Origin of the sequence: Bowmanella denitrificans (assembly GCF_002887595.1) — a bacterium.
Lineage (GTDB): Bacteria > Pseudomonadota > Gammaproteobacteria > Enterobacterales > Alteromonadaceae > Bowmanella > Bowmanella denitrificans.
The window spans coordinates 29,537-43,903 of record NZ_PEBU01000011.1; the positions used below are offsets into that span (position 1 = coordinate 29,537).

Annotated in this window: 12 protein-coding genes; 9 read left to right on the forward strand and 3 right to left on the reverse strand. The window is 53.0% G+C overall.

Annotation, left to right across the window (positions count from 1 at the left end; genetic code table 11):
• Positions 1-22: 22 nt before the first annotated feature.
• Positions 23-1,474 (reverse strand): xylulokinase, encoded by a 1,452-nt coding sequence (xylB, locus tag CSR04_RS18265; protein WP_102797767.1) that lies wholly within the window; start codon positions 1,472-1,474, stop codon positions 23-25.
• 184 nt (positions 1,475-1,658) lie between these two features.
• On the opposite strand from xylB, the gene CSR04_RS18270 reads away from it, so the two are divergent.
• From CSR04_RS18270 to CSR04_RS18295, 6 genes are all read left to right on the forward strand, one after another.
• Positions 1,659-2,861 carry a XylR family transcriptional regulator gene (locus CSR04_RS18270; protein ID WP_102797768.1) on the forward strand — a complete coding sequence of 401 codons (1,203 nt, stop codon included), beginning with the start codon at positions 1,659-1,661 and terminating at the stop codon, positions 2,859-2,861.
• A gap of 110 nt (positions 2,862-2,971) precedes the next feature.
• Positions 2,972-3,658 carry a thermostable hemolysin gene (locus CSR04_RS18275; RefSeq protein ID WP_102797769.1) on the forward strand — a complete coding sequence of 229 codons (687 nt, stop codon included), beginning with the start codon at positions 2,972-2,974 and terminating at the stop codon, positions 3,656-3,658.
• The gene (locus tag CSR04_RS18280) at positions 3,658-5,115 is read left to right on the forward strand and encodes an AMP-binding protein (RefSeq protein ID WP_102797770.1); all 1,458 of its coding nucleotides are present in this window, start codon (positions 3,658-3,660) and stop codon (positions 5,113-5,115) included. The genes CSR04_RS18275 and CSR04_RS18280 overlap by 1 nt, the downstream gene beginning before the upstream one ends.
• Complete coding sequence (locus tag CSR04_RS18285) at positions 5,102-5,773, forward strand: iron-containing redox enzyme family protein (RefSeq protein ID WP_102797771.1); 672 nt, start codon at positions 5,102-5,104, stop codon at positions 5,771-5,773. The genes CSR04_RS18280 and CSR04_RS18285 overlap by 14 nt, the downstream gene beginning before the upstream one ends.
• A gap of 8 nt (positions 5,774-5,781) precedes the next feature.
• Complete coding sequence (locus tag CSR04_RS18290) at positions 5,782-6,588, forward strand: SDR family oxidoreductase (protein WP_102797772.1); 807 nt, start codon at positions 5,782-5,784, stop codon at positions 6,586-6,588.
• The gene (locus tag CSR04_RS18295; protein ID WP_102797773.1) at positions 6,585-7,241 is read left to right on the forward strand and encodes a tetratricopeptide repeat protein; all 657 of its coding nucleotides are present in this window, start codon (positions 6,585-6,587) and stop codon (positions 7,239-7,241) included. Before CSR04_RS18290 ends, CSR04_RS18295 begins: the two co-directional genes overlap by 4 nt.
• Positions 7,242-7,293: 52 nt before the next feature.
• On the opposite strand, the gene fghA is transcribed toward CSR04_RS18295, so the two are convergent.
• A complete protein-coding gene (fghA, locus tag CSR04_RS18300; RefSeq protein ID WP_102797774.1) occupies positions 7,294-8,148 on the reverse strand; it encodes an S-formylglutathione hydrolase in 855 nt (284 codons plus the stop codon).
• Positions 8,149-8,414: 266 nt separating this feature from the next.
• Positions 8,415-9,533: an S-(hydroxymethyl)glutathione dehydrogenase/class III alcohol dehydrogenase gene (locus tag CSR04_RS18305; protein WP_102797775.1), complete on the reverse strand. Its 1,119-nt coding sequence runs from the start codon at positions 9,531-9,533 to the stop codon at positions 8,415-8,417.
• A 264-nt stretch (positions 9,534-9,797) separates the two neighbouring features.
• Between CSR04_RS18305 and CSR04_RS18310 the strand changes: the two genes are divergently transcribed.
• From CSR04_RS18310 to CSR04_RS18320, 3 genes are all read left to right on the forward strand, one after another.
• Positions 9,798-11,285, forward strand: a complete 1,488-nt coding sequence (locus CSR04_RS18310; RefSeq protein WP_102797776.1) for a SulP family inorganic anion transporter — start codon at positions 9,798-9,800, stop codon at positions 11,283-11,285.
• Entirely contained in the window at positions 11,285-12,148 is an 864-nt protein-coding gene (locus CSR04_RS18315; RefSeq protein ID WP_102797777.1) for a universal stress protein, read from the forward strand. The genes CSR04_RS18310 and CSR04_RS18315 overlap by 1 nt, the downstream gene beginning before the upstream one ends.
• A 139-nt stretch (positions 12,149-12,287) precedes the next feature.
• Positions 12,288-14,171 (forward strand): PhoX family protein, encoded by a 1,884-nt coding sequence (locus CSR04_RS18320; protein ID WP_102797778.1) that lies wholly within the window; start codon positions 12,288-12,290, stop codon positions 14,169-14,171.
• Positions 14,172-14,367: the final 196 nt, after the last annotated feature.

Below are 14,367 nucleotides of genomic sequence, written 5' to 3' on the forward strand. Positions count from 1 at the left end.
TTCTTGTGCTTTTGCGCATTGCTCAGAAATGTTTGTTCAGAGCCTGATATAAGGCTTTAAACCTGGTTAAACGCTTAGCCAGCCTGCTGTGTTCAACTGGGTTGGGTTGATGCACGGTGACGACTGGCGGTGGTGGACAGAGGTCTGTGACAGCCTGCTCCGGATGCATGGCCAGTTGGGCCAGTCTGGCTGCGCCCAGTGCCGGTCCGACATCGCCGCCTTCGCGAAAGGTCAGTGGCCGGTTCAAAGTGTCCGCCAGCAATTGCCGCCAATAGGGGCTGCGCGCACCACCGCCAATCAAACTGATCTCATCCGGTAGCAAACCTGTGGCATGTAACACCTCAGCCCCTTCAGCCAGGGCTAAGGCCACACCTTCGAGTACGGCATAGGTCAGATCTACCCGCTCGGTTTGGTGGGTCAGACCGAAAAATACCCCCTGAGCCTGAGGTTGATTGTGCGGCGTGCGCTCACCGCTCAGATAGGGTAAAAACAGCGGCGCCTTTTCATCGGCCTGATAACCATGCAGTTCGTCCAGCAGCGCTTGTACTGCCGTTTTGGCAATATTATCGGCATACCAGCTCAGGCAACTGGCCGCACTTAGAATCACCGACATCAGATGCCAGGTGCCGGGCAGGGCGTGGCAGAAGCTGTGTACAGCCGATTGCGGGTTTTGCAAGAAGCCATCGCTGACAGCAAAATATACGCCTGAGGTGCCCAGTGACAGCATGGCCTGACCGGGGCGTACCAGTCCGACCCCAATCGCACCTGCGGCATTGTCGCCGGCTCCGGCCACCACTGGCACGGCAGGCATATGCCAGCGTGTGGCCAGCGACTGATGCAGATAACCGGCAATCTGGTTACCTTCCAGCAACCTGGGCATTTGCGCTGGCTGCAAACCACAGGCTGTCAGCATTTTTTCACTCCAGCAGCGCTTGGCGACATCCAGCCACAGCGTGCCTGCCGCATCTGACATGTCTGACACAAACTGACCGGTCAGGCGGAATTGCAAGTAGTCTTTAGGTAACAATACCTTGGCGATTCTACTGAATTGCTCTGGCTCATGCTGGTGCAGCCAGAGTAGCTTAGGCGCGGTAAATCCGGGCATGGCCAGGTTACCGGTGATCTGCCTTGAGTCGGGTACCTCGGCTTCAAGTTGTTGGCATTGGACATGGGCGCGGCCATCATTCCATAAAATAGCCGGGCGGATAACCTGATGGTCTGCGTCCAGCAGGGTGGCCCCGTGCATTTGCCCCGACAGGCCGATGGCCTTGACCCCGGATAAAGCCTGGCGGGCTGCCAGTTGTGTCATGCACTGGTCCAGCGCCTGCCACCAGTGTTCGGGATCCTGTTCTGACCACAGTGCCCTGGGTCTTGTTACCGACAGGGGATGGCTCTCGCTGTCGGCGATATGGCCGTCTTCGGCCAGCACTATTACCTTGATACCCGAAGTGCCAAGGTCGATGCCTAGGTACATGTACACGTCCAATAACGATGAAAGTGCTTAGATCCTTGGTCAGTCAGGTCGCTACAGCAATTACGAAATTTCGTAAACGGATGGTTAATTATGCTTTGCGTCTTTGCAAAATCGCTCTAAAGTCTATGATTCTACAGGGTTGTTAATGTATGGTTAAAAAATAAAAAAGGTAATTGGGTGGAATATGTTCAAAGCCAGACACAGTATTACCCTGCTGTTTAATGCCAACAAAGTCTACGATCGTCAAGTGATCGAAGGCATTGGCCATTACCTGCAATCGTCCAAAGCCGACTGGGATGTCTACCTTGAAGAAGACTTTTTGTGTCGCCTGGAACATATTCATGAGTGGAGTGGCGATGGCATTATTGCCGACTTTGATGATATGAACATTCAGCTTGCCCTGAAAGGCAGCGACAAACCTGTGGTCGGCGTTGGCGGCTCTTACAGCAACCCCAACCACTATCCTGCGGTGCCTTATGTGGCGACTGACAACTATGCGTTAGTAAAACTGGCATATGAACACCTGAAGCAAAAGGGCCTGGAGCGTTTCGCTTTTTACAGTGTGCCCATTGATGAGAATCACCGCTGGGCCAGAGAGCGGGAAGCGGCCATCAGTGAATTAACTGCCAAAGACGGCTACGAATGCCAGATCTATCAGGGCCATTGTACCCGCCCCGAAACCTGGCAATATGCCATGAACCGTTTGACCGACTGGATCCAGAGCCTGCCCAAACCCATAGGTATTCTGGCCGTCACCGACTCCAGGGCCAGGCACTTGTTGCAGGCCTGTGACCATATAGGTCTTATCGTACCGGATAATGTTGCCATAATTGGTATAGACGATGATGATATTGCCCGCTTTCTCAGTCGTATCAGCTTAAGCTCTGTGACTCAGGGCTGCTTTGAAATGGGCTATCAGGCGGCCAAGTTGCTGCATAAGCAGCTCAGCAATATTCAGGTTGGGCGTAAACAGATTCTGGTGCCTCCGGCCGGCGTTGCGTCCAGACAGTCAACCGACTTTAAAGCCCTGAAAGATCCCTATGTGATTCAGGCCATGCATTACATTCGCCAGCATGCTACCCGTGGCATCAAAGTTGAGCAGGTCACCGACTTTGTGGGTATTTCCCGTTCCAATCTGGAGCAACGTTTTCGCAGCGAGCGGGGGCATTCTATTCATACCGAGTTACATAACCAGAAACTGGGGCGGGCATGCAAGATGTTGAGTGATACGCAGGTGAGCCCAACCGAAATCGCCAATATTTGTGGCTACCCTTCACTGCAATACATGTATGCGGTATTTAAACGCCACTTCGACCAGACTCCCACAGAATATCGCAGCAGTCATAGCGAAGGTATAAAACCCAGCGCACAAGTGGTGAACTTCTGAGGTGATGGCAAGCCGGAGGAGCGAAAAGTTTTCGATTATTTTGCTGCCTTAAGTTTTCGTTAAGCTTGACGGCATAACTTCCTATCAGAAGTCGGTGATAGGAGTTGTCCATGTACCAGCAAGTTTTACAATATTGCGGCGATATAACACGTCATGCCAATGTGAACCCCGGCCAGGGATTGAGCCTGAGTTGTGCCCGTCCATCCAGCCCATCCCGCGGTCAGTTGGAAGCTTTTATTCATCAGGGGTTTGCTAAAGCCTATGGTGCAGATATTCATCACTTTATGCCGATGTTGCTGGCGATTAAGGGGCAGCAATACCAGGCGGCGCTTGGTCTGAGAAGTGGCCGCAGCCCATTGTTTATTCAACAGTACTTATCTTCGGATTTGCTCGACTGCCTGGCCCAAAAAGGTATTTATACCCAACCAGAGCGGGTCGCTGAGGTGGGCAACCTGTATGGCCTGTCACGTCGTTATACGCTGCCGCTGTTTATGGCCATGGCGGTGGGGTTATATCTGAATCACTATACCCATTTGCTGTTTTGTGGCACTCATCACCTGATTGCTTTACTGGCCAAAGAAGGCGTTAAGCTCACTTATCTGACCGACGCCGATCCCGCCCGCCTGGCCCCGTCTAATGACGATTGGGGCAGCTACTATCAAACGCAGCCACAGGTCATGGCGCTGGATTTAAATGATGCCATGTTACCCATGCTGGAACGTGATCTGTTGCCGGGGCTGTTTGCGTCTTTTTGCGCGGACATTCAACTTCTGAGTAACGAGCTGAGGGCGCTGTGATGTGGTTTTTCACAGACAACACCAGACTTGAGGCTCAGGCATTGTGTGACGGCACCACCAGCCTGACCTATGGCCAGCTTGCCGAGCAGGTGGCTCTTCGCAGCGCCTGGCTAAAGGCGCAGGACGCGCGTCATGTTGCGTTGGCGCTGGACAATGGGATTGAGTGGGTGCTGATGGACCTGGCTTGTCAGCAAGCCGGTATTTGCTGTGTACCGGTACCGGTGTTTTTCAGTCAATCGCAACTCTCGCATTTACTTAACAGTGCTGCCATTGATCTGCTTATCACGCCGGCCCAGCCACAAAGTGAGAATCTTCCCTTTGGTACTTTCTGTTGGCAGCGTCTGATGCCGGAGCTGGTGGCAAACATGCCAAAGGAGACCGGCAAGATTACCTTTACCTCTGGCTCAACCGGCACGCCTAAAGGCGTGTGTCTGAGCCATGCTGCGCAGCAAAAGACAGCCCAATCAATAGTAGACAGCCTGGCCATGCAGAATGTTGTGCACTTATGTTTACTGCCACTGGCGACTTTGCTGGAAAACATCGCCGGTGTTTATGCGCCGTTACTGGCAGGTGGCAAGGTGATTGTGCCAAACGACGGGCAAAGAGGGTTCTCTGGCAGTCAACTGCAGAACATTCAGGCCATGCTGGCGTTAATCAGCCAGTGGCAACCGACCAGTGTCATTCTGGTCCCTGAATTACTGAATGTGTTGGTACAAGCCTGTGCTCAGGGCTGGCAGCCACCGTCGTCATTACAGTTTATTGCAGTCGGCGGCGCCAAAGTCGCTCCGGCGCTGCTGGCGCAGGCCAGTGCTTTAGGATTGCCGGTCTATCAGGGCTACGGGTTGAGTGAATGTGTGTCGGTGGTAGCGCTGAATACCCCTGACTGCCATCGCATAGACAGCGTTGGTAAGCCTTTACCACACAATCGCCTGAGCATTGAGAATGACGAAATCGTGGTACGGGGTAACTTGTTTCTTGGCTATCTGAATGAACCAGACAGTTGGTACCCCACCCAGGTCCATACCGGCGACAAAGGCAAGATTGAAGATGGCTTTGTCTGTATTGACGGGCGCATGAAGAATTTGCTGATTAACTCTTTTGGTCGAAATATCTCGCCCGAATGGGTGGAAGCCGAATTGCTGGCCAGCGGTTTATTCCGACACGTGATGTTGTTTGGTGACAATCAACCCTTTTGCGCGGCTTTGCTGATCCCGGTTCGTCAGGATCTGCCCGACGCCTTGGTCAATAGCGCGATTGAACAAGTGAACGCACGCTTACCTGACTATGCCAAGGTACGTACCTGGCAACGACTCAACGCCTCAGATGTCGCTGGAAAGGGCGTCTTCACTGCCAACGGTAAGCTGAAGCGCAGTGCTATAAGCACACATTTTCAGGCGCACATCGATGCCCTTTTTAAGATGGAAACCTCAACAGGAGCTTGCCATGCAGCTGTATGAAAGATTGCAAACTGAAACCCGGGTAGAACGTGAATATCTGCTTTCTGCTCCGATTATCCAACGCTGTTTCCGCGCTGAGTTTGACCTGAACGACTATGTGGCGTTCCTGCAACAGGCTTATCACCATGTAAAACACACTGTGCCGTTGCTGATGGCGGTGGGCAGCCGCTTGCCTGAAACGAAGGAGTGGCTGCGTGAGGCCATCGGCGAATATATCGAAGAGGAAATGGGTCATCAGGAATGGATCCTCAACGATATCGCTGCCTGTGGATTTGATAAGCAGCAGGCCAGACAGGGCAAGCCATCGGCTGCCACTGAGTTAATGGTGGCCTATGCCTATGATTCGGTGCAACGGGTTAATCCACTGGCATTCTTTGGCATGGTGTTTGTGCTGGAGGGGACCAGTATCGCCCTGGCAGATAATGCCGCCAGTCAGATTCAGGGCAAGTTGAACTTACCAGCAAAGGCGTTTAGCTATTTGCGCTCCCATGGTGCGTTAGACCAGGAACACATTGTGTTCTTTGAAAATCTGATGAACCAAATCGACGATGCCGGTGAGCAAGAGGTGATATTGCATGCGGCCCGTATGTTCTTCCGCCTGTACGGCAATATCTTCCACGAATTGGATGCTAGTCACGGTTTGGCGGCCGCGGCTTAGGAGGGGTTATGAACTGGTCTAATCAACTTTGTCTGCTCACCGGCGCCAGCGGCGGTATTGGGCAGGCTATTGCCAAGGTATTGGCGGAATCTGGGGTGCGAATGATCCTGCAAGGGCGTGACGAGCAGAGTTTACAGCGCCTGGCCGACAGTTTGCCCGGTATACATCATGTGCTGGTAGGCGATATCGGCAGCTCGGCGGGGCGTGCAGCGCTAATTAGCGAACTGAAGCGCTTTCCTGCCATCAGTATGCTGATCAACAACGCGGGTATCTCACCCTTTGGTGAGTTGCAACATGTTTCTGCGGAGGAACTGGAACAAACAATTCAAACCAACCTGCTGGCTCCCATGCTGCTAACCCGAGCATTGCTGCCACAGCTGCAAAAGCGCAGCGAAGCCTATATTGTCAACGTCGGTTCGGCCTTTGGCAGTATTGGTTTTGCCTGTCAGAGCGCTTATTGTGCCAGCAAGTTTGGTCTGCGTGGCTTTAGTGAAGCACTGTATCGCGAACTGGCCGGTAGTGCCGTGAAGGTGTTTTATCTGGCCCCGCGGGCAACACAGACCGCTATCAACAGCGATGAGGTGGTGGCCATGAATCAGGCCCTTGGCAACCAGGTGGACAGCCCACAAAAGGTTGCCCAGGCGCTCAAGGCTCAGTTACTTGCCTCGCAACCCCGGGCCTTTATTGGTTTTCCGGAGAAACTCTTTGTTCGTCTGAACGGCGCATTTCCCTCTTTGGTGGACAATGCCCTGATCAAGAAACTACCCATTATCAAAAAATTTGCTGCACAGCATGCTAAGGAGATCCTGGTATGAAAATGTTGAAAAGAACGGTTGCCATGTTTTTGGCTGGTGTCTCACTGTCGCTGAGCCTATATGCACAAGCCGACGAATGGCCGGAGTTGCTTGGTGTCCAGCAGCAATGGGCGGTGGTGAACTACAGTTTACAGGATAAAGAAAAGCTTAAAGGCTTCGACGCACTGATTGCCCAGGCGCAGGGGCTGACTCAAACCTGGCCGGACCGTGCTGAAGCCTGGATATGGTTGGGCATCAGTCAATCCAGTGCAGCAGGTGCGCAAGGTGGATTGGATGCACTGGGGTTGGCCAAGCAGGCCCGGGAGTCTTTTGAAAAAGCCATGAGTCTGGATGAAACGGCGTTGAGTGGCTCAGCAATGACCAGCCTCGGTGTGCTTTACCACAAATTACCTGGCTGGCCCATCAGTTTTGGCAGTGATAAAAAAGCGGAAAAGCTGCTGAAACAGGCCTTGACGCTCAATCCTGAAGGCATTGATCCAAACTATTTTTATGCAGAATTTTTATTTGACGATGGCAAATACGCCAAGGCCAGGGAATACCTGCTGCTGGCTAAACAAGCGCAGCCTCGCCCGAATCGCGAGTTTGCCGACAGCTCCAGGCAGAAGGAAATTGATCTGCTTCTGGCCAAGGTCGAAAAGAAACTGACCCGTTAAGGTTATGCTTGCAAATGGCTAACAAAGGCCGGTGTACAGACACCGGCTTTTTTCATTCTGTCAGGCCCAGATGCTGTGCATGAAAACGCAGGTGGTCGTCAATCAGGCTGGCAATAAAGTAGTAGCTGTGATCATAGCCCTGATGATAACGGAATTGCGCCTCGATCCCCTGTTGCTGGCAAACCAGCTGTAAGGGGCGGCTGAGCTTTTGCGTATCGAGAAAGTTATCGGCCAGGCCCTGATCCACTAACATGGGTAATGAAAAGTGGCTTTGGCTGGCCAGCAAATGACAGGCATCGTATTGCTGCCATTGGCTGCGATCCTCTCCCAGATAGGCGCTCAGGGCTTTTTGCCCCCATGGGCAATCCATCGGGTTTACTATGGGGGCAAAGGCCGACACCGAGGTGTAGCGCTGTGGATGGCGTAGCGCCAGAATCAGCGCACCGTGTCCGCCCATGGAGTGCCCGGCAATAGCCGCCTTGCCCAGATTAAAGTTGGTATTCAGCAATGCCGGCAGCTCAGCGCTGACATAGTCGTACATCTGGTAGTGGCGCTGCCAGGGCGCTTGGGTGGCATTCACATAAAATCCTGCTCCCAGACCCAGATCGTAAGCTCCGTCAGGCGCGTCCGCTACGCCTTCGCCACGAGGACTGGTGTCTGGCATCACCAACATGATACCAAGCTCGGCAGCCAGACGCTGCGCACCGGCCTTAGTGGAAAAGTTTTCATCTGTGCAGGTCAGACCCGATAGCCAGTAAAGCACCGGCAGGGGATGCCCCAGCTCGGCTTGTGGCGGCACAAAGACCGAAAACTGCATTTCGCAATCAAGCACGGCAGAACGGTGGCTGAAACGTTTCTGCCAGCCGCCAAATGTCTTTACACTGCTTAATTCCTTTAAATTACCCATATATCACCTTCATTACTTTAACCACAGAGGCACAGAGCACACGGAGTTGTTTAAGGGAATAACCTTTCTGCGAGCATCTCTTCGCGCAGTCTACGTTCTAGCGAGATACATTCCATATCAGCCGAAGGCTTCAAACATGAAAATATATCTCACAGAGCTGCTGAGGTCGCTCAGAGCCCCCCGAAACTCTGTGTAATCTCCGTGCTCTTCGTGCCTTTGTGGTGACAATAGTTCTGCTCAAAAGTATTAAAAAACGCAGAGTAAATTTAGTAGTGGATAACACTACGAATGGACTTTCCCTCGTGCATTAATTCAAAGGCTTTATTAATGTCTTCCAGGCCCATGGTGTGAGTGATAAAGGTATCCAGCTCAAATTCGCCATTCATATAGCGCTGTACGTACTCAGGCAACTGACTGCGGCCTTTAACGCCACCAAAGGCAGTGCCGCGCCATACCCGGCCGGTAACCAGTTGGAAGGGACGGGTCGAGATTTCCTGGCCGGCCCCGGCCACACCGATAATCACCGACTCCCCCCAGCCTTTATGGCAGCATTCCAGGGCTGAACGCATTACATGGACATTGCCGATACATTCAAAGGAGTAATCCACGCCGCCGTCGGTCATTTCCACTATCACTTCCTGAATCGGCTTGTCATAGTGCTTTGGATTGACCGTGTCGGTAGCGCCAAGTTGTCTGGCAATGTCAAATTTGTCTTCGTTGATATCGATGGCAATGATACGCCCGGCTCCGGCCATGCGGGCCCCAATCAGCACCGATAAGCCGATGCCACCCAGGCCAAATACCGCAACGGTATCGCCTTTTTGTACTTTAGCGGCATTGGTTACCGCACCCATGCCGGTTGTAACGCCGCAGCCCAGCAGGCAGACTTTTTCCAGCGGTGCATCTTTGGGGATTTTGGCCAGGGCGATTTCCGGTACCACGGTATGCTCGGCAAAGGTTGAGGTGCCCATATAATGATAGATAGGCTGGCCATTCTTACTGAATCTGGTGGTTCCATCGGGCATCAGCCCTTTACCCTGAGTAGAGCGGATGGCCTGACAGAGGTTGGTTTTACCTGACTTGCAGAATTTACACTCGCCACATTCCGGGGTGTATAGGGGGATAACGTGGTCGCCTACCGCCAAGGTGGTGACACCTTCGCCCACGGCTTCCACAATACCGGCTCCTTCATGACCCAAAATAGCCGGGAAAATACCTTCAGGATCTTCACCTGACAGGGTAAAGGCATCGGTGTGGCAAACACCAGTGGCCACTACACGTACCAGTACTTCGCCTTTTTGTGGCGGCATTAAATCCACTTCTTCAATGGATAAGGGCTTGCCTGCTTCCCAGGCGACAGCGGCTCGGGTTTTGATGGTTTGCATAACTGGGTTCCCTATAGGTTGTTGGCCAGATTCAAAAGCTTAAGTCTAACAAGCATTCGCCAGGATATAACCTCAGTTGTCGCAGTTTTTACGCTGTTCAATGACATTCGGCGGGCAGTTGCGGTAAAAGCGGTCAATCCGTATGATCGCGCCCTTCGACCGACGCCAGTCTAACCTGAAAAGGTGAATTGGCTGACAAGTTGTACCTTTGGCCTATGCTTGGGGACAGACCCTTAGGCCGACATTAAACTCCGCAGGAATATTATGCTTTTACACTCAACCCGACAGGATTGGCTTGGTAATGTGCGCGCCGATCTGCTTGCAGGTCTGGTGGTGGCGCTGGCCTTAATCCCTGAAGCCATTGCTTTTTCCATTATTGCAGGTGTTGACCCCAAAGTGGGGTTGTACGCGTCTTTTTGTATCGCCACCATTATTGCCTTTATTGGCGGCCGGCCCGGCATGATTTCCGCTGCAACCGGGGCGATGGCCTTGGTCATGGTGACACTGGTCAAAGAGCATGGTTTGCAGTATCTGCTGGCCGCGACGTTGCTGACCGGGGTATTGCAGATTCTGGCCGGCTATCTGAAGCTGGGCAGCCTGATGTCTTTTGTGTCCCGCTCTGTGGTCACGGGCTTTGTCAATGCACTGGCTATCCTGATTTTTATGGCGCAGTTACCCGAACTGACCAATGTCACCTGGCATGTGTACGCCATGACGGCGGCCGGGCTGGGGATTATCTACCTGTTTCCCCATGTGCCGAGAATTGGCAAAGTTATCCCGTCACCCTTAGTGTGTATTTTGTCCATGACGGCGGTATATCTGCTGCTGGGGCTGGATATTCGCACCGTCGGGGATATGGGCGAGCTGCCGGATACCCTGCCGGTTTTTCTGTGGCCAGAGGTGCCGCTGAATTTTGATACCTTGGCAATTATCTTTCCTTATTCTGCCGCGCTGGCAGTGGTGGGACTGCTGGAATCCCTGATGACGGCAACCATAGTGGATGACTTGACCGATACGCAGAGCGACAAAAATCGTGAATGTAAAGGCCAGGGCTTTGCCAATATTGGTGCCGGCTTGCTGGGCGGAATGGCCGGTTGCGCGATGATTGGTCAGTCGGTTATTAATGTCAAATCCGGTGGACGTGGACGTCTGTCTACACTGGTGGCCGGGGTGTTTCTGCTGATTATGGTGGTGTTCCTGAGTGACTGGATCCGACAGATCCCGATGGCAGCATTGGTCGCGGTGATGATCATGGTGTCTATTGGTACTTTTAGCTGGGACTCCGTGGTCAAACTGAAAACCTATCCTCTGTCGTACAACATTGTGATGCTGGCTACCGTATTGGTTACGGTATTCACCCATAACCTGGCCTATGGTGTGTTTGTCGGGGTGTTGCTGGCGTCCTTGTTTTTTGCCAACAAGGTCAGTCACATTCTGTACCTGGATGCCAGTCTGGACAGCAATAACAGCACTCGCACCTATAAAGTGGTGGGGCAGGTATTTTTTAACTCCGCAGACAAATTCGCCGCCGGTTTTGACTTCAAGGAAGTCATTGATAAAGTAGTGATTGACTTAAGCCGTGCCCATTTTTGGGACATTTCTGCGGTGGACGCCCTGGATAAAGTCGTGCTCAAGTTTCGCCGTGAAGGGGCCGAAGTGGAGCTGATTGGTCTGAATAAGGCCAGTGAAACTATCGTGGATCGTTTTGGTCAGCATGATAAGCCAGAAGATATTGAAAAGGTTTTACATTAATGGCAAATGACAACAGGAAAGTGCTGGCAGGGATTGACGGCTCTGCTATCAGCGCCGCGGTGACCGATTATGCGGCCTGGATGGCCGGTCGGGTAGGCGCACCGCTAAAGTTGCTACACAATCTGGAGCACCGTGAGCCGGTCATGGTGTCGGATTTATCCGGCAATATCGGGCTGGGCAGTCGTGAGCACTTGTTGGTGGAATTGTCAGAAATGGAAGCCAAGCGCAGTAAGATTTTGCTCGAACAGGGCAAACTGCTGTTGGAGAATGCCAGGAGCAGGGCCCAATCTATGGGTATCGAAGAGCCGCTTTTGTGCCAGCGCCATGGCAGCCTGACCGAGACCCTGGTCGAACTGGAAGATGAGATCCGCGTATTGGCGCTGGGCATTCGTGGCGAGGATCATGCCAATCAGCCCGGACGTTTAGGCAATCAACTGGAAACGGTATTGCGCTCACTGCATCGCCCTATTCTGGTGGTAAACCGCGATTTTGAACAGCCACAACGTATTATGCTCGCCTATGACGGCAGTAAAGCGGCCTGCCGCGCATTGGAGTTGTTAACCAGCAGTCCTTTGTTTAAGGGCATGACTTGCCATCTGGTGTATGTGGGGGATGACGCGGATAAAAGCAAAGAGATACTTCAGCGCGGGGCGCAAAGTCTGGAAGTATCAGAGTTGCAGGTTATCCAGGCTAATCTGCATGGTATTCCTGACCAGGAACTGCTGGCCTACCAGCAGCAGCACGGCATTCAGTTGCAGGTGATGGGGTCGTTTGGGCATAGCCGTTTGCGGGAAATGTTACTGGGCAGCTTTACCCTGAAAATGCTGGGGCAAGCCAGGGTCCCACTGTTACTGTTAAGATAATCTCCAAAAAGATCAGCGGTTTGTCATTTAGATGTCACGCCGCTGTCATCTTGTCGTTATAGTGTTATGCGCTTTTAATCCTGCACTGGCCCGTTGCATAAACGAGGCTGTGCAGCATGGACAAGTAGCAGAGACATCAATGTCGCAAAAGCCCCTAACTTCCCCCGATTTTCAATCTATCCTTGCCGTACGTTTGTCACGCCGAAGCACCCTTAAAGGCTTAGGCTTGAGTGGCGCGGCTGCCGTGCTGTCAGGTTGTGCAGGCACTATAGCGGCAAGTGGCAGAGGCCAAGGCATGAGTGCCAGCAGCACACTAACGTTTAAAGAGCTGCCCCATGCCCTGGATGCCCACTTTACCGTCGCAGAAGGTTACAATGCCCAGGTGCTGGTGAGTTGGGGTGACCCGCTTTTTGCTGATGCGCCGCGTTTTGATCCGGCCAATCAGACTGAACAGCATCAGCTCAGGCAATTTGGCTACAACAACGACTTTATCGGTTTTGTCCCTTTGCCCATGGGGTCAGACAGCTCTGAACATGGGCTGCTGGTGGTGAATCACGAATACTGCCGCTCGGGCATGATGTTTCCTGGTTCACCAGATGAGTTGCAGCTCAGCGAAGAGCAAATAAAGGTGAATATTGCCGCCCATGGTCTGAGCGTGGTGGAGATTAAGAAGCAGGATAATGGCCAGTGGCGCCTGGTGCTGGACTCTGCCTACAACCGGCGTATTACCCCCAATACACCGATGCAAATGACCGGCCCCGCGGCAGGCAGTCAGCGACTTCACAGTCAATATAGTACCGATGGCGTTAAAACCCGCGGCACCTATGGCAATTGCGCTGGCGGCGTTACCCCCTGGGGCACCATACTCACCGGTGAAGAGAATGTGGACAACTTCTTTGGCGGTGACTTTAGCCAAAGCGGCGAAGTGGAAAACTACCAGCGCTTTGGTATGCAGGAAGTGTTTCACAGTAGCTGGGGTTTGCTGGACAAACGCTGGGATATGCGTGAAAACCCCAGCGAACCACTGCATGTAGGCTGGGTGGTGGAGATTGATCCTTATGATCCTCACTCCGTGCCGAAAAAGCGCACCACCCTGGGCCGATATAAGCACGAAGGCGCAAATGTATTTATTAATCGCGACGGCCGGGTGGTGGCTTACAGCGGCGATGACCAGCAATTTGAATATCTGTACCGTTTTATTAGTAAAGGGCGTTACCAGCCGGATAACCGCAAAGCCAATCTAAGCCTGCTGGATGAAGGTACGCTTTATTGTGCCCGCTTCGCAGACAATGGCAGCATGCAGTGGTTGCCACTGGTATTTGGTCAGGGACCATTGAACGCAGAAAACGGCTTCCAAAGCCAGGCCGATGTCCTGCTCGATTGCCGCAAGGCCGCCGACCTGCTGGGTGCGACGCCAATGGACAGGCCCGAGGACGTGGAAGTGAATCCGGTGACCGGCCAGGTGTATGTGATGCTGACCAACAATAGCAGACGTACCGAAGCGCAAATCGATGGGCCCAATCCCAGAGCCAAAAATCTGGCCGGGCAGGTGCTGGAACTGACTCCGCCACAGGGCGATCATAGTGCCGATAGCTTTAGTTGGGATCTGCTTCTGGTTGCGGGGCGCAAGGGAGACGCCGGGACTCATTACCATGCCAACATCAGTGATAATGGGTGGCTGGCCTGCCCGGATAACTGTGCCTTTGATAACCTGGGTAATTTATGGATTGCCACCGACGGTGCGGAAGCCTTTGGGGTGGCTGATGGCGTTTGGGCGACCGAAGTCACAGGTGATAACCGTGCCCTGACCAAACGCTTTTTACGTACACCAATGGGGGCAGAATTGTGCGGCCCGTTTTTTACCCCCGATGCGCAGAATTTTTTCTGTTCGGTACAGCACCCGGGCGACGGCAGCAGCTATGATAATCCCAAAACACGTTGGCCGGATTTCAGGGATGATATGCCACCACGGCCGTCTGTGATGGTAATTACCAAACAAGGTGGTGGACGAATCGGCAGTTGAGGGCTGACATCGCCGACGATTGCTCCCTGCCACATCAGAATACGACCACCATGGACGGTGGAAGTGCAGAAAACGCAGGAGCGGTTTTTCTGCACTTCCATCCCTGGACATCGCCGATGAGTGCTCCTTGCAACATCGGCATACGCCCGCCACGGACGGTGGAAGTGCAGAAAACGCAGGAGCGGCTTTTCTGCCC

Bases quoted from the DNA above. Each gene is read 5' to 3' on its own strand.
- xylB (WP_102797767.1), bottom strand. From the start codon at position 1,474: ATGTACCTAGGCATCGACCTTGGCACTTCGGGTATCAAGGTAATAGTG.
- CSR04_RS18270 (WP_102797768.1), top strand. From the start codon at position 1,659: ATGTTCAAAGCCAGACACAGTATTACCCTGCTGTTTAATGCCAACAAA.
- CSR04_RS18275 (WP_102797769.1), top strand. From the start codon at position 2,972: ATGTACCAGCAAGTTTTACAATATTGCGGCGATATAACACGTCATGCC.
- CSR04_RS18280 (WP_102797770.1), top strand. From the start codon at position 3,658: ATGTGGTTTTTCACAGACAACACCAGACTTGAGGCTCAGGCATTGTGT.
- CSR04_RS18285 (WP_102797771.1), top strand. From the start codon at position 5,102: ATGCAGCTGTATGAAAGATTGCAAACTGAAACCCGGGTAGAACGTGAA.
- CSR04_RS18290 (WP_102797772.1), top strand. From the start codon at position 5,782: ATGAACTGGTCTAATCAACTTTGTCTGCTCACCGGCGCCAGCGGCGGT.
- CSR04_RS18295 (WP_102797773.1), top strand. From the start codon at position 6,585: ATGAAAATGTTGAAAAGAACGGTTGCCATGTTTTTGGCTGGTGTCTCA.
- fghA (WP_102797774.1), bottom strand. From the start codon at position 8,148: ATGGGTAATTTAAAGGAATTAAGCAGTGTAAAGACATTTGGCGGCTGG.
- CSR04_RS18305 (WP_102797775.1), bottom strand. From the start codon at position 9,533: ATGCAAACCATCAAAACCCGAGCCGCTGTCGCCTGGGAAGCAGGCAAG.
- CSR04_RS18310 (WP_102797776.1), top strand. From the start codon at position 9,798: ATGCTTTTACACTCAACCCGACAGGATTGGCTTGGTAATGTGCGCGCC.
- CSR04_RS18315 (WP_102797777.1), top strand. From the start codon at position 11,285: ATGGCAAATGACAACAGGAAAGTGCTGGCAGGGATTGACGGCTCTGCT.
- CSR04_RS18320 (WP_102797778.1), top strand. From the start codon at position 12,288: ATGTCGCAAAAGCCCCTAACTTCCCCCGATTTTCAATCTATCCTTGCC.